Annotated in this window: 19 protein-coding genes; 15 read left to right on the top strand and 4 right to left on the bottom strand. The window is 46.3% G+C overall.

The window, feature by feature from the left end; translation table 11 throughout:
• The first annotated feature begins 92 nt into the window (after nucleotides 1–92).
• The 11 genes from DTQ70_RS21715 (at nucleotide 93) to DTQ70_RS21665 (ending at nucleotide 12,285) form a co-directional block, all read left to right on the top strand.
• The gene (locus DTQ70_RS21715; RefSeq protein ID WP_122932760.1) at nucleotides 93–539 is read left to right on the top strand and encodes a ubiquinol-cytochrome c reductase iron-sulfur subunit; all 447 of its coding nucleotides are present in this window, start codon (nucleotides 93–95) and stop codon (nucleotides 537–539) included.
• Between the two features lie 3 nt (nucleotides 540–542).
• Complete coding sequence (locus DTQ70_RS21710) at nucleotides 543–1,589, top strand: AMP-binding protein (protein ID WP_122932759.1); 1,047 nt, start codon at nucleotides 543–545, stop codon at nucleotides 1,587–1,589.
• Entirely contained in the window at nucleotides 1,590–2,354 is a 765-nt protein-coding gene (locus DTQ70_RS21705) for a hypothetical protein (RefSeq protein ID WP_122932758.1), read from the top strand.
• An 83-nt stretch (nucleotides 2,355–2,437) separates the two neighbouring features.
• The gene (locus tag DTQ70_RS21700; protein WP_122932757.1) at nucleotides 2,438–3,820 is read left to right on the top strand and encodes a HAMP domain-containing sensor histidine kinase; all 1,383 of its coding nucleotides are present in this window, start codon (nucleotides 2,438–2,440) and stop codon (nucleotides 3,818–3,820) included.
• Between the two features lie 69 nt (nucleotides 3,821–3,889).
• Nucleotides 3,890–4,816: a hydroxypyruvate isomerase family protein gene (locus DTQ70_RS21695; protein ID WP_122932756.1), complete on the top strand. Its 927-nt coding sequence runs from the start codon at nucleotides 3,890–3,892 to the stop codon at nucleotides 4,814–4,816.
• A 105-nt stretch (nucleotides 4,817–4,921) separates the two neighbouring features.
• Nucleotides 4,922–5,680, top strand: coding sequence for a class I SAM-dependent methyltransferase (locus DTQ70_RS21690; protein ID WP_164490147.1), 759 nt, complete (start codon nucleotides 4,922–4,924; stop codon nucleotides 5,678–5,680).
• Nucleotides 5,681–5,903: 223 nt separating this feature from the next.
• Entirely contained in the window at nucleotides 5,904–8,198 is a 2,295-nt protein-coding gene (locus DTQ70_RS21685; RefSeq protein WP_122932754.1) for a DUF5703 domain-containing protein, read from the top strand.
• 54 nt (nucleotides 8,199–8,252) lie between these two features.
• Complete coding sequence (locus DTQ70_RS21680) at nucleotides 8,253–9,167, top strand: sugar phosphate isomerase/epimerase (RefSeq protein ID WP_028523678.1); 915 nt, start codon at nucleotides 8,253–8,255, stop codon at nucleotides 9,165–9,167.
• Nucleotides 9,168–9,170: 3 nt separating this feature from the next.
• Nucleotides 9,171–10,421 carry a S9 family peptidase gene (locus tag DTQ70_RS21675; protein ID WP_122932753.1) on the top strand — a complete coding sequence of 417 codons (1,251 nt, stop codon included), beginning with the start codon at nucleotides 9,171–9,173 and terminating at the stop codon, nucleotides 10,419–10,421.
• 12 nt (nucleotides 10,422–10,433) lie between these two features.
• Nucleotides 10,434–11,264, top strand: coding sequence for an alpha/beta hydrolase family protein (locus DTQ70_RS21670; protein WP_122932752.1), 831 nt, complete (start codon nucleotides 10,434–10,436; stop codon nucleotides 11,262–11,264).
• On the top strand, nucleotides 11,242–12,285 hold the full coding sequence (locus tag DTQ70_RS21665; RefSeq protein WP_164490146.1) for a polysaccharide deacetylase family protein: 1,044 nt from the start codon (nucleotides 11,242–11,244) through the stop codon (nucleotides 12,283–12,285). Before DTQ70_RS21670 ends, DTQ70_RS21665 begins: the two co-directional genes overlap by 23 nt.
• Before the next feature lie 47 nt (nucleotides 12,286–12,332).
• On the opposite strand, the gene DTQ70_RS21660 is transcribed toward DTQ70_RS21665, so the two are convergent.
• Nucleotides 12,333–12,950 carry a Uma2 family endonuclease gene (locus DTQ70_RS21660; protein ID WP_122932750.1) on the bottom strand — a complete coding sequence of 206 codons (618 nt, stop codon included), beginning with the start codon at nucleotides 12,948–12,950 and terminating at the stop codon, nucleotides 12,333–12,335.
• Nucleotides 12,951–12,993: 43 nt separating this feature from the next.
• On the opposite strand from DTQ70_RS21660, the gene DTQ70_RS21655 reads away from it, so the two are divergent.
• Nucleotides 12,994–14,328, top strand: a complete 1,335-nt coding sequence (locus DTQ70_RS21655; protein ID WP_122932749.1) for a cation:dicarboxylate symporter family transporter — start codon at nucleotides 12,994–12,996, stop codon at nucleotides 14,326–14,328.
• On the opposite strand, the gene DTQ70_RS21650 is transcribed toward DTQ70_RS21655, so the two are convergent.
• On the bottom strand, nucleotides 14,325–14,783 hold the full coding sequence (locus DTQ70_RS21650) for a GNAT family N-acetyltransferase (RefSeq protein WP_122932748.1): 459 nt from the start codon (nucleotides 14,781–14,783) through the stop codon (nucleotides 14,325–14,327). The genes DTQ70_RS21655 and DTQ70_RS21650 overlap by 4 nt on opposite strands.
• Nucleotides 14,784–14,866: 83 nt before the next feature.
• Here DTQ70_RS21650 and DTQ70_RS21645 point away from each other — a divergent pair, with 83 nt between their 5' ends.
• From DTQ70_RS21645 to DTQ70_RS21635, 3 genes are all read left to right on the top strand, one after another.
• Nucleotides 14,867–15,502, top strand: a complete 636-nt coding sequence (locus DTQ70_RS21645; protein ID WP_164490145.1) for a TatD family hydrolase — start codon at nucleotides 14,867–14,869, stop codon at nucleotides 15,500–15,502.
• A 39-nt stretch (nucleotides 15,503–15,541) separates the two neighbouring features.
• Nucleotides 15,542–16,348, top strand: coding sequence for a ThiF family adenylyltransferase (locus tag DTQ70_RS21640; protein WP_122932746.1), 807 nt, complete (start codon nucleotides 15,542–15,544; stop codon nucleotides 16,346–16,348).
• An 80-nt stretch (nucleotides 16,349–16,428) separates the two neighbouring features.
• On the top strand, nucleotides 16,429–17,448 hold the full coding sequence (locus tag DTQ70_RS21635) for a GntR family transcriptional regulator (RefSeq protein ID WP_122932745.1): 1,020 nt from the start codon (nucleotides 16,429–16,431) through the stop codon (nucleotides 17,446–17,448).
• Nucleotides 17,449–17,509: 61 nt separating this feature from the next.
• Here DTQ70_RS21635 and DTQ70_RS21630 read toward each other — a convergent pair whose 3' ends face one another.
• Complete coding sequence (locus DTQ70_RS21630) at nucleotides 17,510–18,904, bottom strand: NADH-quinone oxidoreductase subunit N (protein WP_122932744.1); 1,395 nt, start codon at nucleotides 18,902–18,904, stop codon at nucleotides 17,510–17,512.
• 98 nt (nucleotides 18,905–19,002) lie between these two features.
• Entirely contained in the window at nucleotides 19,003–20,457 is a 1,455-nt protein-coding gene (locus DTQ70_RS21625; RefSeq protein WP_122932743.1) for a NuoM family protein, read from the bottom strand.
• Nucleotides 20,458–20,501 lie beyond the last annotated feature (44 nt).

Raw genomic sequence — 20,501 nt, 5'->3', positions numbered from 1 at the left:
ACGTTTTTAAAGAGCTACGGAAGTGAGCGTTTATAATGCTAAGTTCGATTATTAAAAAACATTGAAAACTACAAAAAAATATCAATAACGCTATGGAAACGGAAGCAACGACGATTGACCGAAAAGAGTTTTTTCGCCTAGTGGGGGTAAGTTTTGGAGCTATTGTACTTCAACAGTGTTTGTCGGGATGTAATACAGGTGCTAGTCCCGACCCCAATCCGACGACTCCCACTGATTTTTCTGTGAACATCAATAATGGTACATTTACGGCTTTGCGCAATGCAGGAGGCTTTGTCCGAACCAATGGAGTAATTATTGCACGTACGCAGCAGGGTGGGTTTATCGCGGTTTCGCAAGCCTGTACCCACGAAGGAACGGCGGTCAACTACATTGTCTCAAACAATACTTTTCTGTGCCCTAACCACGGCTCAGTGTTTTCGAGCGAGGGAGAAGTGCAAACTGGGCCAGCCACTAAGCCATTGACGCGGTACAAAACCTCGTACGACCCATCGACGGGCGATATTCGTATTTACCCATAGTCTATGTTCTATACTTTAGTACCCCAACATATTTTTGAAACTCCCGTGCCCGAGGATGCTTATTTTCGACAGGCGTGGGAGTTTTGTCGTTTGTACGCCTCGGGGCAAGAGACTTTTGTGCTGCATACATCGGGTTCGACGGGCACTCCTAAGCCTATTACCTTGACGCGCGTCCAAATGCAAGCCAGTGCCCGCGTTACGCAGCGTGCGTTGGATTTGCGGACGGGTCAGCAAGCCTTGGTGTGCCTCAATGTGGGTTACATTGCAGGAACGATGATGCTCGTGCGTGGAATGGAATTAGGCCTGACGATGCACATCGTCGCGCCTTCTTCGCAGCCGTTTGCCTCGCTGCCCCATGATTTATCAATAGATTTTGTGGCGGTAGTGCCGCTCCAATTGCAAGCAATGTTGGATGCAGGACAAGCCTCGGTTCTAAATACCTTGGGCGTTATCATTGTGGGAGGAGCTCCTGTTTCCCAACAATTGCTCGAAGGTATTCAGCGGCTTAGCGTGCCCATATTTAGTACTTATGGCATGACCGAAACGGTATCGCACGTGGCGCTGCGAAGACTAAACGGAGTAGAGGCAACAGATAGCTATCGGCTTTTGGAAGGAGTTGAAGCCGCTACCGACGAACGCCGCTGCCTTCGTCTGCGCGGGGCAGTAACCAACCACCAATGGATTCAAACCAACGATGTGGTGGAGTTTTTGGCGCCTCGAAAATTCATCATAGTGGGGCGCGCTGATAACATTATTAATTCGGGAGGAGTCAAAATTCAGCTGGAGAAAGTAGAACGTGCCGTTGAAAAAACGGAGCTGATTGCTTCGCGGTTTTTTGCATGGTCGGAATCCGACGAACGCTTAGGACAAAAACTGATTTTAGTAGTAGAAAGTGAAAAAAAACTTGATAGCGAACTACTTCAAACGAGATTAATACCTGAGCTTTTGACCTACGAACTCCCTAAAAAGGTGTATTTTGTTAAAAAATTTGTAGAAACACCCACGGGCAAAGTAGATAAGCGCCGTACCTTTGAGGAAAATATACGCTAAATGGCAACTTTTCGTAAACTGACTATCCAATTTGAAACTTCGGCGCAACTTCCGCCACCTTACTCATATCGCTACGTATTGCGCATTCTTCCGACTGAGCAAACCATCAATGTCGATTTAAAATTGACATATACCCACCGCGACGAACTCGATGCCGATGAAATTGAAGCAGAAGGGTTTACCGATAATGATGATTATCAGTGGAAAGGAACACTTGAAAAAGTGTGGTCTGACGAGCTTGAAAAAGTTCTCAAGAAAACCCAGATGGGAGGCAGTATGCTTCAAGATGAAGAATTGGACTTTCTGACCCTAGAGTGGGAAACAGATACGACGAAAAAAGGTCAGCCGAAAAACACCGAAGATTGGCTCTATTTTGCCCAAGAATTGCTTCAGGCGATTTATGAAACATCGGAAAAAGAACGCCCGTTTGAAATGCAAATCATTGACGCGACTTCGCAAGGGACCAGAGAAGCACAGTTGACGGCGTCGTTTCGCACAAGGACGGCACAAGTCAAACGCGTGGTGGATGGAAAAACATCATTGCGTTTTTATCCGTGGCAAGAACTGCCTTCGTTGATGGAAACTGTATATGCGCCTAACTGGCTTACTGACAATGCTTCAAGTCAAAAACCCAAGCGAAATGGTCTATATTTTAACCTAGGCGATGGCGTGTGGTACGAATGGGGAAAACAAGTCGTAGAACCTGGTAAAGGCGCAAAAACACTCTCGAAACTCAAAGATGTTGTAACGACGTTGTTTGGGTAAAGCAACCTCTCGAAAGTTCAAAACTTTCGAGAGGTTATATTAGACTTTCGAGAGGTTATAAAGGCATAAAACTGCATAAACGAATGAAAATCAGGACCAAAATAGCCCTTCAATTTACGGTAATTATTGCCGCCATTTTGGCCACATTTTCGGTATCGTTTTATTACGTGGCGGAGCAAAACCGTAAAGACGAGTTCTACAAAAACTTGTGTGACCGCGCGCTCACGCGGGCCGATTTGCTGGTGAAAATAGCGGCGAACAACAAGAAAATTCTGAAAATCCTCGACAAAGAAACCTTGTCAAAACTGTACGGAGAAAAGGTGTTGATGTTTAACGACGAAGACAAAATCGTCTATGCCAGCTACGACCCCGACAGCGCCGAAAATTATTATTACAATGCTGATTTGCTAAAATCTGTTCGAAAAAACAAATACGTTGAAACCGCCAACGGGAAGTTGCTAGTAGCAGGTTTGATGTACACCCACCCCGAAAAAGGCGAACTGGTACTGATGACTTCGGCGGAAGATGAACTGGGGAATACCCAGCTTCAGCGCCTGCGGGATTCGTTGATTTACAGTTTTTTGTTTGGTATTCTCATCACGATTGTGTTGGGCTTTATTTTTGCGGGACAGTCGCTCAAGCCATTGTCGGCCATGAACCGCGAGATTAGTACCATCACGGCTTATAACTTGCGAAAGCAATTGAACGAAGGCAATCGCCAAGACGAGTTGGCCCAATTGGCTATTAACTTCAACCAAATGCTTCAACGGTTGGAGCAATCGTTTGATTTTCAACGGAGCTTTGTCTCGAACGCCTCGCACGAGCTACGAACTCCATTGGCAGGCTTAAAATCAGAAATTCAAATCGCTCTCGAAAAAGAACGTACACCCGAAGAGTATCAAAAAGTCTTGGACTCGCTTCTGAACGATGCGCAACGGCTAATTCAGTTGACTAACAGCCTGTTGCAGCTGGCGCAATCTGAAAAGAAAGAAGAACGCACGATGAGCTTTCAGTCCATTCGTTTGGATGAGCTGGTGTTTCAGACCCAAGAAGAACTTCAAAGCCTCCGCACCGATTACCAGATTCACATTGACTTTGAAGATATTCCCGAAAATGAGCAGGACATTACCGTCCTTGGAAACGCGCCTTTGCTGAAAACGGTGCTTAATAATCTAATGGACAATGCCTGCAAATATTCGCCAGATAAACGCGCCGACGTAAAAATCGGCTTTGACGAACAAAATTGCTACATTCGAGTCACCGACCGAGGCATTGGCATCCCTGAAAACGAAACCCAGCGAATTTTTGAACCACTTTATCGTGCCAAAAACGCTACTACTTTTCGAGGATACGGCATTGGGTTGTCGGTATGCCGTAGGATTGTGGACATGCACCGTGGATTTATAAAAGTCGTGAGCCAATTGGGGGCAGGAAGTACGTTTGAAGTAGTTCTACCGCACGTCTAGCAGTTCGTAAAGATTAGAAAAAAACCTTGTCATGCTTTTGGAAACAGCACCTTATAATCTATAACTACTATGTTTCGTCGCGATTTTGTAAAAACGGCTGTTACGGCTTCGGCAGCTACGCTAGTGAGCGGTGTAGCCACGGCTAATACTATGACTCCTAAAGCAAAAAATAATTTTAAATTGGCCTATGCCCCTCACTTTGGCATGTTCCAAAACAGTGCAGGGAAAGACCTTATCGACCAACTCAAGTTCATGGCCGACAATGGCTTCACGGCCTTGGAAGACAACGGGATGATGGGGCGTCCAGTGGAAATTCAAACCAAAATCGGCGAAACTTTGGCGAAGTTGGGGATGACCATGGGCGTATTTGTGGTGGACAAAGGAGGAAATTCTCAGAATACCCTCGCGGCGGGCAAACAAGCACACATTGACATTTTCTTGGACGGCTGTAAGCGCGCCGTAGAAACCGCCAAACGCTGCAATGCCAAGTGGATGACGGTCGTACCGGGCGATTTTGAACGTAATCTTCCAATTGGAATTCAAACGGGACACGTGATTGATGCGCTTCGCCGAGGGGCAGATATTTTGGCGCCTCACGGTTTGACGATGGTGTTGGAACCCTTGAGCGACAGCCCTAATTTGTTTTTGCAAACGTCTGACCAGACCTACGAAATTTGCCGCGCCGTAAATAGTCCCGCTTGCAAGATTTTGTTTGATATTTACCATATGCAAAAAACCGAAGGGCACATCATTCCGCACATCGACTGGTGCTGGTCCGAAATCGGTTATTTTCAAATTGGCGATAACCCAGGACGTAAAGAGCCAACGACGGGCGAAATCAACTATAAAAACGTGTTCAAACATATTTACACCAAAATGAAGGCCAACAACCAAAACTTTATTTTTGGAATGGAACACGGAAACTCAAAACCTGGCAAAGAAGGCGAAGAGGCACTCATTAAAGCCTACCTAGAGTCGGATAGCTTTACGGTGTAAAAAAATACGTCGGGGTAGTATAAAAACTCATCGGGGTACCAAAACAGTGCGTCGGGGTACTCATACCCCGACGTATTCATTTAAAAACAAAACCCACTATTGGTGTTGAAAGCATTTCTCAAGTCGGTGATTGGCCCCGCAGGCCGTAAACAATTAAGAGCATTACAGGCTTCGGCGAGAGCCACGGTGTATGGATTAGGCAACGACGTTGAATGTCCTATTTGTGGAAGTACGTACAGCCAATTTTTGCCTTTCAATCGCCCCAATGCCCTTTGTTATACTTGTAAGTCGCTCGAACGCCACCGTTTGGTGTATTTGTATTTAAAAAATAAGACCGATTTTTTTACGGGGAAAAAACGAATTCTGCACTTTGCCCCCGAAAAATGCCTGCACGACCAAATCCGTAAGCACCCCCAACTTCAGTACGAAACGGCCGATTTGATGACGACCTACATCGACGCCATCGGGGTACTGCCCGACCACGTTATGTCGGTGACGGGTATTCAATTTTCCGATAACACGTTCGACGTCGTGATTTGTAATCACGTCTTTGAACTTGTGCCTGACGATGCCCAAGGAATGCGGGAAATTTATCGGGTGCTCAAACCCAACGGCTACGCCATTATTCAAGGTGCGGTGAATAATTCGATGGAAAAAACCGTAGAAACCCAGCACCTGACGCCCGAAGAGCGGAAACGAATCGCGGGGGCTCACCAGCACGTTCGCCGCTATGGCCGCGACTATGCCGACCGCCTTGCCGCCGCAGGTTTTAGGGTAGAGGTAAGTGCTTACGTGCAAGAAATCGACTGGAAACACTACGGACTCATGGCGGATGAGAACGTGTATGTGTGTTGGAAAAAATAATTGGTGCGTCTTGAAGCGAGGTTTTAAGAAACCTCGGTGGTGGTTTTGAGAAACCACCAGCACGCTCGTGATGTCGGTTTCTCAAAACCGACGCGACGTTTCAAAACCAACGCAACACTTGTGGAGAAACCGACGCCATACAGGAGGTAGCAGGACGGGAGGCTAGAACCAATGAGGTATTTTTGGACTCAACCTTTGTTATTTCTTAATCCTGCCTCTCATCGTGACGCTACGAACCCATCTACTTTTGTCCGTTTTTGGCTGGGGAGTTTGCCTTTCTACCTTTGCCCAACCAGCTAAACTTTCTAATTACAACGTTGTTTGGAAAACTCCGAGCAAAAACTCGTCTGAATCCATGCCTTGTGGTGGGGGAGATGTCGGCTTGAATGTGTGGGTCGAAGACGGCGACGTCTTTTTTTACCTTTCCCAAAGTGGTACGTTCGACGAAAACAACGCCATGCTCAAACTGGGGCGGATACGCCTTCGGCTGTCTCCTAATCCGTTTACAGGCCCTGATTTTAAGCAAGAACTTCGGCTTCAAGACGGAGGGGTGTACATAAGCGGTGGGAAAACGCGCTTGCACTTGTGGGTGGATGTGTTTCGTTCGGTGGTGCACGCGGAGTTGCAAAGTGACAAGCCCGTCAAGGTCAAAGCCGCGTACGAATCGTGGCGTTACGAAGACCGTTTGGTGCAAGGAACGGCCATTCGCGAAAACTCCTACAAAACACCCCAGAAATTTGACCTAAAAACGTACAAAGACGAAATCGCTTTTCGTGGCAACGAACTGTGGTTTTACCACCGAAACCGCGACGACGTACCCAATCTTTTTGATTTTACGGTGCGGCTAGAAGGGATGGAGTCCGTAAAATCGCAACTGTATAACCCCATCAAAAACAATACGTTTGGGGGAGCGGTGCGTTCCCGTACCATGCGGCCCGCGGGCATTACCACGGGCAAGTACCTTGATACTGATTTTAAAGCGTGGAACTTAGAAACCTCGCGTCCCGTCCGTGCCGAACACCTAGAAGTGGTGTTGAACACAGCACCCACCTCCACCCTCGCTGAATGGGAAAATACGGTAGTTCGCCGACAGCAAGAAGTTACCCAAACTCAACCAACGGCCTTGGCGCAGACCCGTGCTTGGTGGAAACAGTTTTGGGAACGAAGCTACATTTTTATTGAGGGAAAAGACAGTACTATTTCGCGCAATTACCACCTTTTTCGCTATCAATTGGGCTGCAACGCGTTTGGACAGTGGCCTACGAAATTTAACGGTGGGTTATTCACATTTGACCCACAATTTGTGGATAAAAAATACAACCATACGCCCGATTTTCGCCTGTGGGGCGGAGGAACCATGACCGCCCAAAACCAGCGATTGGTGTATTTTCCGATGCTCAAAAGCGGCGATTTTGAGTTGATGAAACCCCAGTTTGACTTTTATTTACGTTCGCAGACCAATGCCGAGCTGCGTTCAAAAGTGTATTGGAACCACAATGGAGCGTGTTTTACTGAGCAAATCGAAAATTTTGGTTTGCCCAATCCCTTTGAGTACGGCTACAAGCGCCCCGAAGGCTACGATGCAGGAATGGAATACAACGCGTGGCTCGAATACCAATTGGATACGGTGTTTGAATTTTGCCTGATGATGCTCGAAACGGAGCGCTACGAAAACCGAAACATTGAAATGTACGTGCCTTTTATCGAAAGCTGCCTGACGTTTTTTGATGAACATTACCAAGGGCTTGCCAAGCAACGCGGTACCAAGGCATTTGATGAAAAAGGTCAGTACGTGTTTTACCCAAGTTCGGCTTGCGAGACGTACAAAATGACCTACAATTCTACCACGGTGATTTCGGCTTTGAAAGTGATTTTGACGCGTATGCTTGAGCTTCCCGACCGTTATTTATCCACTTCGCAGCGCCAAAAGTGGACGACGATGTTGGAACGTTTGCCCCCCTTGCCTTTGCAGGAAATCGACGGACATAAAACCCTGGCTCCCGCCGTGGCGTGGATGCGGGTACAAAACTCCGAAGCGCCGCAGTTGTATCCCGTATTTCCGTGGGGGCTGTATGGGGTAGGAAAGCCTGAGTTGGAAGTTGCCCAAAACACCTATCGTCACGACCCGCACGTTCAGAAATATAAAAGCCACGTAGGCTGGCGTCAACACAACATTTTTGCGGCACGACTTGGGCTTGTGGAAGAAGCCGCAGAACTTACTCGAAGCAAATTTAAAGATGCCGACTTACGTTTCCCGACTTTCTGGGGGCCAGGTTTTGACTGGACGCCCGACCATAATTGGGGTGGTTCAGCTATGATTGGGCTGCAAGAAATGCTGCTGCAAACCAACGGTCGAAAAATAGTTTTGCTCCCTGCATGGCCCAAAGACTGGAATGCTACGTTTAAATTACACGCACCCTACCAAACGACGATTGAAGGGCGTATCAAAAACGGGGTGATTGAAGACCTGAAAGTGACCCCCGCATCGCGCTTGTCGGATGTAATTGTGTCGAAATAAGTAGTAAAAAAAACAGGCTTTGCGCCTTCTGTTACCTATAATCCCTTGCATCGAATGAAACCACTACAACACACGACGAGTAGCCGTCGAGATTTCTTAAAATTAGGCGCGGGAGCCGTTGGAAGCATCCTTGCATCAAGTTCTTTGGCCGAGGCGGCACTTTGGGCGGAAGAAAGCCGCAAACTTTCACTGCCGTTGGGTATTTGTACGTCGTACGACAAAGCGGCGTTGCTCAAAAGCATTGGTTATTCGTACGTCGAAGAAAACGTCGGTCGTTTTTTGATTCCTGACAAAGGGGGAGACGAACAATATGCCAAAAACGTAGAAGCCCTCAAAACGACGGGTGTACCGTTGCGCTCGTACGTATCGTTTATTCCAGGAAGTATCAAATCAGTAGGGCCTAACGCCAACCACGAAGCTTTGTTGGAAAGAGCTGATTTGGCATTTAAACGCGCCAAAGAATGTGGTACACCTTACGTCGTGTTTGGAAGTAGTGCATCGCGCACCATTCCCGAGGGTTTTGACCGTGCGAAAGCCAAAGAACAACATACAGAAGTGAGCAAAAAAATGGCACTGTTGGCCGAAAAACACGGGATTACGGTGGCCTTAGAACCCCTCAATCGCAGCGAGACTAATTTCATTAACAGCTTGGCCGAAGGAGTTGAAATTATCGAAGCCGTCAATCACCCTCGTTTTCGGTTGTTGTGCGATATTTACCACATGCTCAAAGACAACGAAGGCCCTGAGCAAATTGTTAAATATGGCAAATACATCGTACACTGCCACATTGCCGAAAAACAAAACCGTACCGCTCCTGGGGTCGTAGGCGATGATTTTAGAGAATACTTCAAGGCATTGAAAAAAATTAAATACCGTGGCGGATTGTCGATTGAAGGCCGTTGGACTAATTTTGATAGCGAAGCCAAAAAAGCCTTTGAAGTGCTGACGCAGCAAATGTCAGAAGTATAAACCATGATAAAATCACGATTTTTAAGTCTATTTTTTGTAGTAAGTACGGGTCTGGGTTGGGCACAAAAGGCACTTCCAGACCCGCTTGTTTTGGCCAACGGAAAACGCGTAAAAAATGCCAAACAGTGGCATAACGAGCGCCGCCCCGAGCTGTTTCGGATGTTTACCTCAGAAATGTACGGGCAAGCCCCGCCGCGTCCCAAAGAAATGCGGTTTGAAGTATTTGACGTGGATAAAAACGCCCTGAATGGCAAAGCTACTCGGAAGCAAATTGCGGTCTATTTTAGTGGAAAAGCCGATGGCCCACGGATGGATTTGCTGATGTATGTTCCCAATCACCGCAAACGACCTGCTCCCGCCATTTTGGGACTGAATTTCTGGGGAAACCACGCTGTTCATCCCGATCCTGCTATTCGAATCACGACGAGTTGGGTGGAATCGGGCAAAGGAAACCCCTATGTAAAGCTGTCGTGTGTAACCGACCACCGCGCTACCGAAGCTTGTCGGGGTGTGAATGCCGTTCAATGGCCGATTGATACAATCATTGCGCGGGGCTACGCCCTCATCACAGCTTATCGCGAAGACATTGCTTCTGACGATCCTAAAACGGGCTTTCAGAAGGGAATTCACCCCATTTATCCCGACTACCAAGGCCGAGAGGATAACTTTGGGACGATTGCGGCTTGGGCTTGGGCACTGAGCCGTGCCATGGATTATGTTGTGACCGACAAAGCGATTGATGCCAAACGCGTGGCGGTATTTGGCTGGTCGCGTTTGGGAAAAGCGGCGCTTTGGGCAGGAGCTACTGACGAGCGTTTTGCGATGGTCATAAGTAACGAATCGGGCGCGGGAGGAGCCAAGTTATTCCACCGTGGCGTAGGCGAAAATATTCGTCGGCTTTGTACGGTTTTTCCGCACTGGTACGCTGCTAGTTTTAAGAAATACATGGACAAAGATACCTTGTTGCCCTTCGACCAGCACCAAGTGATTTCGCTCGTCGCGCCGCGACCTATTTACATCGCCAGTGCCGTGGACGACAAAGGTGCAGACCCGCAAGGAGAATTTGCGGCCGCCAAAGCTGCTGAATCCGTGTATTTGTTTTTGGGAAAAACAGGACTTCCTGCCCAAACCATCCCCCCACTGAACCAGTCGGTGCAAGGACAAATCGGCTATCATATTCGTGAGGGTGGGCACGATGTCACCTTGTATGATTGGAAACAATACCTGAACTTTGCCGATAAACACTTCAAATAGTTGGATAACCTGATGATACCTTTCAAAAAAATCGCACTTTTTCTCGTTATTGGTTTGTGTAGTACGTCTGCATGGGCCGAAAAAATTGATACGGTAGAAACGTACAGTCCTTCGATGAAAAAAAACATCAAAGCGGTAGTACTCACACCCGACTCGTACGATGGCGCCAAAGAGTTTCCCGTCGTTTACCTATTGCACGGTTACAGCGGTAACTATGCCGATTGGATTAAAAAAGCCCCTGTCATGCAGCGTATGGCGGATGTATATCAAACGATTATTGTATGTCCCGACGGCGCGTTTTCGAGCTGGTACTGGGATAGCCCCGTTGACCCAACAATGCGTTACGAAACGTATGTTTCTAACGAGCTGGTTTCGTGGATTGATGGTCGCTACAAAACCATCAAAAGCCGCGAAGGGCGCGGAATTACGGGCTTGAGCATGGGCGGACACGGTGCACTTTATTTGGCGTTTAAACACCAAGACGTGTTTGGAACGGCAGGGAGTATGAGCGGAGGCGTGGACATTCGTCCTTTTCCTAACAACTGGGACATGGCCAAGCGTTTGGGCAAATACGCTGAAGCCCCCGAGCTTTGGGAAAAAAATACCGTTATCAATTTGGTACATTTGCTCACCCCCAACTCGCTGGCACTCATCATTGATTGCGGCAGCGAAGACTTCTTTTACCGTGTCAACAACAACCTGCACGACAAATTGCTTGAACGCAATATTCCGCACGATTATATCTCTCGTCCAGGGGGGCATAATTGGCCTTATTGGAACAACGCCATTAGTTACCAACTGCTTTTTATGAGAAACTTTTTTGACAAAGCAAAGAGTAAGTAAGGCGTTGAAAAGCATCAAACATTTTGTGAGAGATAGCTGGCTGACAGCCTCGTACTACACGGGGCTGAGCCACCTCTACCAAGCTTTGGCGGGACGAAAACGAGGCATTATTTCGTATCATAATGTGCTACCTGTCAGTGTTTTACCCGCGTTTGATACGTACAATGTTGACGTGACCGCAGCCATCTTCGACAAACAACTCCATTTCTTAAAAAAACACTTTCGAGTACAGCCCATTCAGGAATTAGAAAACCCAAACGCCAAAGGCATCTTTTTGACCTTTGACGATGGGATGCGTAACAACTATGAGGTGTTGGCGCCTATTTTAGCAAAGCACGACGTGTCGGCGCTGTTTGCGATTTGCCCCGCCATGGTCGATGGAGACTTGCCTTACATTTGGCGTGACCATCTGTTTTTGCTGTTACACCAAGCCATTTCGCAAGAAGTTTGGCTCCCCCTCAACGACTATCAAACGCCGCTTCTAGTTCCTGAAACGTCCGCAGGGATAAATGCCTTGACACGGCAGCTTAAACAGTATATTTACCAACATCAATTGGCGGATATTTATGGCCTTGTGCGCGAAATCTGCCAAAAAAATGGCTGGAGCTATAAAGTATCTTCACCCGACGGGCTTCGGTACGATTTTATGACTTGGTCGCAGATTCGGGCTTTGGTAGGCCAGGGGCATAGAGTGGCATCCCATACGCAGACCCATCGCGTGTTGCGTTTTTTGGGGCAAGAAGAAAAAAAAATGGAATTGGAAGTGTCCAAACAACGCCTCGAAGCCGAACTGAAGCAAGAGGTATCGCTCTTTGTTTATCCTTACGGAAGTAGGGCTGAAATCGACCAAGCTACCGTACAGGCTGTGCAAGAGGCAGGGTATCACATGGCTTTGATGAATGTGCAGCAACCCAGCTTTTCCCCCGTCATGTTATCTCAACCGCGTTTTGCCTTTCCGCCGATGGCCGATTCAGCACATCTACACGCCATTGTATCGGGCTATAAATTTTTGTTTCGGTAGTCAAATCTTTCTTTATCTTTGGCTACGGGGGAAGAAATAAGCTATTTTTATTCGATTTCGATGCCTTCTTCTTTGATGAGTTGAGCAAGGTTGAGAATACAATCGTCCAAGACGGGGATATTGGTATCAAACGGAACCATGGTCCATGTTTCGGTTTTTGAAAAAACAAAAATGATTTTGGTTTGGGTCGAAATCCAAATCACCCTTTCGGTGCCAAACTCAAGCATTTTTTGTGCTTTTTCAATGATATAGCTAAAGTTTTCATCGTGATCGTCGGGATCAATATCTATTTTGATGTCTATCTCTACTACCACTTTGGGAGCTACCTCAAAATAACGGTTGTTTAGCGTCAACCCTTCTTTTTCAAAAATAGCGATATCATTAGCTAGGTTCGTGTTTTTACTGATATGAATCCCAATCTCGTTGGTAGCCAAAAAATACCGTTTTCGATTGATAGACATGAATAAAAAACCATGAATAATACTAACCAAAATGCCTTGCAATGAACTACAACCCATAATTTCAGCCGTTTTTTTCTTTTTTTCTAGCACGTCTCTGTATCCTTTGTACGGCAATACTTTCCCATTCAAGGTTTCATAAACCAAGTAGGAAGGGATTTTTTCAAGTTTTCGTTTACGACGCGGTACTTTCTGAGTAGTAGTCATAACATAATCAGTTTTAAACAAATATAAGCCCTAAACATCTACAATGCAAACGACTTCATCTCGTTCTGGACTCGCTAAACTCTTCACCAATCTGACCTTTTGGGTTTTGACGGCCATCACAATTGGCATCTTATTGGGCCATTTTCGACCCGATTTGGCGTTGATGAAAGTATTGGACGCACCCATCAAAGGGAAGTTTTTGGGTCAAGAACTTGAAATTGGAGCCACTTTTAGCGAAATGTTGGGCAAAACGTTTATCAGCGTTGTCAAACTCTTCATTAACCCCATTATTTTCCTCACCATTACGTTGGGAATTATTTCGATGGGTGATTTAAAGAAGGTCGGTAAAGTGGGGGCCAAAGCGTTGTTGTACTTTGAGGTCGTAACGACCGTTGCGCTGATTATTGGGATAATCGTAGCCAATATCATCCGCCCAGGTGATGGTGTAACAACGGAGGGAATCAAGGGAGGCGATATTTCTAAATACACCAAAAGCGCCGAAGCCTTTAGCTGGTGGAAGTTTTTTATGGATAACTCTACCCTCCAAGTCCTTGCGGTAGCGATTGTGCTTGGGGCGGTGCTAAGTAATTATTCGGGTCGGCAGAAAGTAATCGACTTCCTTGCGCCCATTTCCAAGGTAATTTTCAAAGCCTTGCACCGCGTTATGATGCTTGCGCCGATTGGGGCGTTCGGCGGAATGGCTTTCACCATTGGAAAATACGGAATTCAAACGCTGGTGCCCCTTGCAAAACTGATGGTGACTGTTTATACTACCATGGGAATTTTTGTGTGCGTGGTGCTGTGGTACATCCTCAGGACTGCGAAGGTGGACTTGTTTAAGTTTTTGCGCTACATCCGCGAAGAGCTTTTGATTGTACTCGGGACTTCGTCGTCAGAAGCAGCGTTGCCTTCTTTGATGGAAAAACTAGAAAAAATGGGCTGCTCGAAGTCGGTCGTGGGGCTCGTTGTCCCTGCGGGGTATTCGTTTAACCTCGATGGAACGACGATTTACCTTTCTATGGCCGTTATTTTCTTGGCGCAAGTGTTTAACGTGCACTTGGATTTGACCCAAATGCTGACCATTATCGGTATTTTGATGGTAACTTCCAAAGGAGCAGCGGGTGTGACGGGCAGCGGCTTCATCGTATTGGCATCGACGCTAACGGCGCTCAAGGCCATTCCCGTAGAAGGGTTGGCGTTGTTGTTGGGCGTTGACCGTTTTATGTCCGAAGCCCGCGCCATTACCAACTTCATCGGAAATGCCGTGGCAACGGTGTGGTTGGCCAACCACGAAAAAGAATTTGACCGTCAGAAAATGCACTACGCGTTTGGGAACGTCGAACAGTTTGAAGACATCAAAACCGATAACCTCGATTAAGCTTCCCGAATCATAATCGTGTGCGGAATCCCATCTTCGAGGTAATCCTCGCCCGTTGATTTGAAACCAAACGACTCATAAAACTTTAACAAATATTGCTGGGCGCCAATCTTGATGGGTTGGTGCCCAAATAATTTTTCACATTGCTCAATAGAGTACGCTATCAACTGTCTCCCTGCGCCTTGCCCGCGCACCTTGTCGGAAGTAGCTACTCGTCCAATTGAGGTAAAGCCTTCAAAAGATAGATTTAAGTCAAACAAACGGGTATAAGCGACTAATGCCCCGTCGTCGTCGTAGCCAAGGCAATGCCAAGCGTAAAAATCCTTTCCGTCGGCATCGTGAAAAGGACAATTTTGTTCAACAATAAACACATCAATCCGAAGGGCAAGCAGGTCGTACAATTGGCGTAAACTGAGTTGGTCGAAGGGAAGGCATTGAAACGTGATGGCGGCCATAATTTTCGGGAGGTTTGCTATCTTTGACAAAGGACAATGATTTGGCAAAATTGGAACAATTTTTAAATTTTCACACACATAACGTGTCAGAACTTCCCGCTGAACGAAGTATTTTAAACATTCTCGGGCAAGACATGGCTGCGTATGGCTTTGACCCAGGCCGCTGGGTATCGGTCGGCATACATCCGTGGTATATTGATGTTGAAACATGGGAAACTCAGTTGGTAGAATTAGAACGATGGGCTACCCAACCAGAAGTAAAAATGATAGGGGAATGTGGCCTTGACCGTTTGATTCCACTTTCGTTAGAAATACAGCTCAAGGTATTTGAAGCACAAGTCCAAGTGGCCGAGCGGGTACAGAAACCCGTCGTGATTCACTGCGTACGGGCGTTCAATGAATTGTTGCAATGGCATAAGCGCCGCCGAACGCAAGTGCCTTTGATTATTCATGGATTTAATAATCAACCGCAAATAGCGCAGCAATTACTGCAAAAAGGATTTTATTTTTCATTGGGGGGAGCGTTATTGCGTCCAGACTCAAACGCTTCTACATTGGTGCGTGAAATCCCTTTAGAACGGCTATTTCTTGAAAACGATGACCGTCCTATTCCAATAGAAGAAGTGTATCAAGCAGCGGCAACGCATTTACAGTGTTCTACAGGATACTTACAAAGCCAAATTTGGACTAACTTTGTGGCACTGTTTTCGCAAAAGTAAGTTTGCTTACTCTTTTATGTATTTAAGAAATTGAATGAAATGGCAGATTTAGGATGGCTTTCGCGTACGCGCCTTATGGTGGGCGACGAAGGATTAGATAAACTTCAACAAGCCCACGTGTTGGTGGTAGGGCTAGGTGGCGTCGGTTCGTTTGCTGCCGAATTTATTGCGCGTTCAGGGGTAGGCACAATGACGATTGTCGATGGCGACGTGGTTGACCCTTCCAATCGTAACCGACAACTTCCCGCCCTTGCAACCACTCACGGGCAGTCGAAGGCCGAATTGATGGCCGAACGCCTGTTAGCTATTAATCCCGAATTGAAACTAACGGTCATCAAAGAGTTTTTGACTCCCCAAAAAGTACGCGATATTCTCGGCGCAGCCTCGTACGACTACGTGATGGATTGCATCGACAGTATTACCCCAAAATTGACCCTCTTGGTGACATCCCGCGAGTATAACTATCCGCTGGTAAGTTCGATGGGAGCGGGGGGGAAATACGACCCAACGCAGTTGAAAGTAGCTGATTTGTTTGATACATACGAGTGCTTTTTAGCCCATTACGTTCGTAAGCGTCTCAAAAAATACGGGATTACGTCAGGGATTAAGGCCGTGTTTTCGACCGAAAAAGTGCAAAAGGATTCGTTGATGCTGACGGATGGAAATAACTTCAAACGTTCCGCCTACGGAACCATTTCGTACTTGCCCGCTACTTTTGGAAGCGTTTGTGCCTCTGTTGTTATTCGAGAATTGTTGGGACAAAAAGTGCCATTGCACAAGAACCCTTTGAAAGAGATAAAGAAAAAACAACAGCAAAAAAAGGCGAAAAAAGCGCAAAACAAGTAACTTTGATGAATGACTAGCCCACAAAAGCTATTACTTACTGTCCAAATTGGCAGTAACATGGCCAATAAGCCTTACTTTGCATGAGCTTTACCCTACATCTTGACCACGACGCTAAAACCCCTAAATACAAGCAAATTGTAAAATCGGTGATTAGCTCGATTGAGCGTGGTGTTTTAAAACAGGACGACCAACTTCCTTCCATCAACGAACTGAGTGAAGAGTACTATTTAGCGCGCGACACTGTCGAAAAAGCCTATAAAGAACTCAAAGCACTGGGGGTGATTGACTCCGTACGCGGGAAAGGGTTTTATATCCTAAATGAAAAGCCCAAGCAAATGCGGGTGTTGTTGGTGATGAATAAACTCAGCGCCTACAAAAAAGCCGTGTACGAAGGTTTTGTAAGTACGTTGGGTGACCGCGCCACAGTAACGCTTCATATTCACCACGGGAATGTTCGGGTTTTTGATGACATTATGAAAGAGAGCCTTGGGCATTATCACTACTACGTAATCATGCCGCACTTTTATGATGAGGCCGATCGAGTGGCGGTTTTGTCGATGCTGAAAAAGATTGCTCCCAAAGAACTGATTCTCCTCGACCGTGAGTTTTCTGACTTTTCTGGAGAATATGCCAGTGTTTACCAAGATTTCACCGATGATATTTACGGGGCTTTGCAGTCGGGAGTAGATTTACTAGATAAGTATGAAGAAATTGTGCTTGTTTTTCCACAAGATGTAAAATACCCCCCCGAAATTGTTCGTGGCTTCCGCAATTTTTGTGCGCACTACCACAAGCAAGGGCGTATTATTGCCAAGGCTTCCGACGAAGAAGAGTTAAAAGGCCATGCCTATGTGGTTTTAGAAGACTCGGATTTGGCCGAATTAGTAAAAAAGACCAGACTACAAAGCCTGGTCTTGGGTGAAGAGGTAGGAATAGTATCTTTTAATGATACGCCCCTCAAAGAGGTTTTGGCCAATGGAATCACCGTTATTTCGACAAACCACAGCCAAATGGGGCGTACGGCCGCGGAGTTGATTTTAAAGGGAAAAATAATGCACGTTAAAAATCCGTTTGGATTGATTCGGCGAGGGTCCCTTTGAGGAAAAAGCATTCTCTGTTGGGTGCCAAGGGGAATTAGCTCAGCTAATTCCCCTTTATATTTTACACCAACCCTTTTAACAAATCGGGAAGTAGCCCAAAGAAAAGGGTAATGATAGTAGTTGCAATAAGAACTAAACGATAGAACTGTGGTACTTTGATTGACCCCGCTTCGCCTTCGCGCATGTAAGCAGCAATCACGGCTTTGAAGTAGTAGTAAATACCCACTGCCGACATCAAAACGGCTACCACCAAAATCCACGTCAAACCGCGTTCTACGACGCTTGAGAAGACAAAGAACTTACCCCAGAACCCAGCCGTAAGCGGAATTCCAGCCAACGAAAGCATCGAAACTGTGAGAACAAAAGCCAATAAAGGATTTTTCTTGCCTAAGCCATTGAAAACATTGAAATTCTCGCTCACTTCATGCGAACGAACCCCCGTTTCTTTGCCAACAATCATTAATACGCCAAAAGCACTGATGGTAGCTAATGAGTACGCCAACGAGTAGAACACAATCGCATCTTGAGACTGTGAGCTAAGCGCGGTAAGGCTCAGAAGCAAGTATCCCGCGTGCGAAATACTCGAATAAGCCATCATGCGTTTGAAGCTATTTTGATAAACCGCCGTAATGTTTCCAGCCAAGAGCGTCAAGACCGTAATGCCAGCGAGGGTTGACCACCAAAAGGTATATACACCCGAAAACGAGCCCGAAAGTAAACGATAAAGTGCGGCAAAACCCGCAGTTTTTACGATGGTTGACATGAAAGCAGTAAACACCGTTGGTGCGCCGTCATAGACGTCGGGTGTCCAAAAATGGAAAGGAGCAGCAGATACTTTGAAAAGCATACCAATCAACAACATCAACAACCCAACGTACAACATCGGGGAAGGAGAGGGGTTGGTCAAAACGTAGGATTTCAAAGCGGCGAGGTTGAACGAGCCCGTTGAGCCGTATAACAAAGCCATCCCAAAAAGCATAATACCTGTTGCAAACGAACCCATCAAAAGGTATTTGAGCGCGGCTTCGTTGGAACGTAAATTGCGCTTATCACTACCTGTCAAAACGTACATAGAAACCGAAAGAATTTCGACGCCTACAAATAACATGAGCAGGTTTTCGTACCCAATCATCATAATCGCTCCTACCAACGAAAACAACATAATGGCGTAGTATTCTGCAGGTTGGGCAGCCTCATCGTCGATAAAACCGCGCGTAAGCGCCGCAATCAACAGTGCCGAAAGCAATACAATGCCCGAAAAAGCCATCGTAAGTTTGTTTTCGAAAAGCATTCCTTTGAAATACAACGACGGTGCATCGTTCCAGTTCGCAAAGTTGGCAATCAAGGTGAGAACCAATACCAAAAGTGTGGCAGGTAGTAGCAAGTTTTTCGATTTCTGAAAACCCAAAAACAAAACCAAAAGGCCAAGTATGGAAAGAAGTATGATTGGAAGCATTTTGTTTAATTTTTCAATTTGAAACAGGGTCGGTTCGCCGCTGCGACGCCCGTGCGATGAGATGTCAGTGCGGCGAACCGCTTAAAATAATTCTCTAATTAATAATGAATCATTTGTAATAGGTTACTTACCGCAGGCTCGGTTAGTTTCAAGAAAGAGTTTGGATAAAGCCCCATCCAGAAAACCATGATAACCAACGGCACCAAAACCGCACGCTCGCTGAACGACAAGTCGGCAAAGTGCTCTGTAAAAGTTGATTTAGCACCAAACATTGACTTTTGGAACAAACGAAGCATGTAAACTGCCCCCAAAATGATGGTAGTACCCGCAATCGCCCCTAACCAAATGTTTGACTCATATACCCCACGAAGCAATAAAAACTCACCTACGAAACCGTTTGTCAACGGAAGTGCAACACTTCCCAACATCAGAATCATAAAGTAAACTGTCAAATGAGGCGTACGTTGGGTAATGCCGCCCAATTGCTCAATGTTACGCGTTTTGGTACGAGAGAAAATGATTTCGATGATGAAAAACAAACCTACCACGTTGATTCCGTGCGCCAACATCTGAATTAGTGCCCCTTGAACGCCGCTGAGGGTTTGGGAAAACACCCCCGCCGACATCAAACCGACGTGCGCAAATGACGAGTACGCAATAAGGCGCTTCATGTCGCGCTGCTGAATGGCGATGATAGAACCGTACACAATTCCGATGACCGACAACACGATGGCCGTTGTCCCCCACGTTTGTAAACCTAACGGAACGATTGGCAACACAAAGCGAATCACCCCGTAAACCCCCATTTTAAGCATGATACCCGCCAAAAGCATGGTTGCAGGTGTTGGAGACTCGGTGTACGTATCGGGCTGCCAAGTGTGGAAAGGAAACACGGGCATTTTAATGGCAAAAGCAATAAAGAACGCCCAGAAAATCCAACCTTGTTTTTGGGCATCAAGGGCTAATTTATAGAAAGCCGAAATTTCTGACGTATGACCCTGTGCTGATGTTGTTTGGTAGTACAAATACACCAACGCTACCAACATAAACAAACTTCCGAAAATGGTATAAACAAAAAACTTGAACGTGACTTTGATACGATCTTCTCCGCCCCAAACGGCTGCCAGGAAATAGACAGGGATAAGGGCAGCTTCAAAGAATAAATAAAACAAGAAGGCGTCGGCAGCGGTAAAGACCCCCATCAATGCCGCTTGCATGAAGAGGATAAGCGCATAAAACGTCGAAGCATTTTTGTAAGGCTGACGGAAAGTCGAGAGAATAATAAGCGGCGTTAGGAAAGCCGTGAGCATCACGAGTAAAATGCTGATGCCATCGATACCTCCTGCAAACGAAATTCCTGCCGATTGAATCCAAGGGTAGCTGAAACCAAATTGCTGAGCAGCGGTAGGCTGGAATTGCGAGTAAATTACCACTGCCAAAACCAGCTCAATGGCCGCCCCAATCAGGGCCAACTGCTTTGCGCTGTTGTTTTTGGTAATTAATGTAATCACCCCTGCAATCAACGGAATGAGTATAAGTGAAAGAGTAAGCATATTAAAATGTCGATTTCAGAATGTTAAAAGAGTTCAGTTTCTAT

The organism is Runella sp. SP2 (genome assembly GCF_003711225.1).
Classification (GTDB): Bacteria; Bacteroidota; Bacteroidia; order Cytophagales; family Spirosomataceae; genus Runella.
The sequence above is the reverse complement of the archived record's forward strand: the minus strand, read 5'-3'. Positions and strand labels throughout refer to the sequence as shown.

Coding starts and splice junctions, on each gene's coding strand:
- DTQ70_RS21660 (WP_122932750.1), bottom strand. CDS start 12,950: ATGACTACTACTCAGAAAGTACCGCGTCGTAAACGAAAACTTGAAAAA.
- DTQ70_RS21695 (WP_122932756.1), top strand. CDS start 3,890: ATGTTTCGTCGCGATTTTGTAAAAACGGCTGTTACGGCTTCGGCAGCT.
- DTQ70_RS21715 (WP_122932760.1), top strand. CDS start 93: ATGGAAACGGAAGCAACGACGATTGACCGAAAAGAGTTTTTTCGCCTA.
- DTQ70_RS21650 (WP_122932748.1), bottom strand. CDS start 14,783: ATGGCCGCCATCACGTTTCAATGCCTTCCCTTCGACCAACTCAGTTTA.
- DTQ70_RS21670 (WP_122932752.1), top strand. CDS start 10,434: ATGATACCTTTCAAAAAAATCGCACTTTTTCTCGTTATTGGTTTGTGT.
- DTQ70_RS21680 (WP_028523678.1), top strand. CDS start 8,253: ATGAAACCACTACAACACACGACGAGTAGCCGTCGAGATTTCTTAAAA.
- DTQ70_RS21640 (WP_122932746.1), top strand. CDS start 15,542: ATGGCAGATTTAGGATGGCTTTCGCGTACGCGCCTTATGGTGGGCGAC.
- DTQ70_RS21675 (WP_122932753.1), top strand. CDS start 9,171: ATGATAAAATCACGATTTTTAAGTCTATTTTTTGTAGTAAGTACGGGT.
- DTQ70_RS21710 (WP_122932759.1), top strand. CDS start 543: ATGTTCTATACTTTAGTACCCCAACATATTTTTGAAACTCCCGTGCCC.
- DTQ70_RS21705 (WP_122932758.1), top strand. CDS start 1,590: ATGGCAACTTTTCGTAAACTGACTATCCAATTTGAAACTTCGGCGCAA.
- DTQ70_RS21655 (WP_122932749.1), top strand. CDS start 12,994: ATGCAAACGACTTCATCTCGTTCTGGACTCGCTAAACTCTTCACCAAT.
- DTQ70_RS21700 (WP_122932757.1), top strand. CDS start 2,438: ATGAAAATCAGGACCAAAATAGCCCTTCAATTTACGGTAATTATTGCC.
- DTQ70_RS21635 (WP_122932745.1), top strand. CDS start 16,429: ATGAGCTTTACCCTACATCTTGACCACGACGCTAAAACCCCTAAATAC.
- DTQ70_RS21625 (WP_122932743.1), bottom strand. CDS start 20,457: ATGCTTACTCTTTCACTTATACTCATTCCGTTGATTGCAGGGGTGATT.
- DTQ70_RS21630 (WP_122932744.1), bottom strand. CDS start 18,904: ATGCTTCCAATCATACTTCTTTCCATACTTGGCCTTTTGGTTTTGTTT.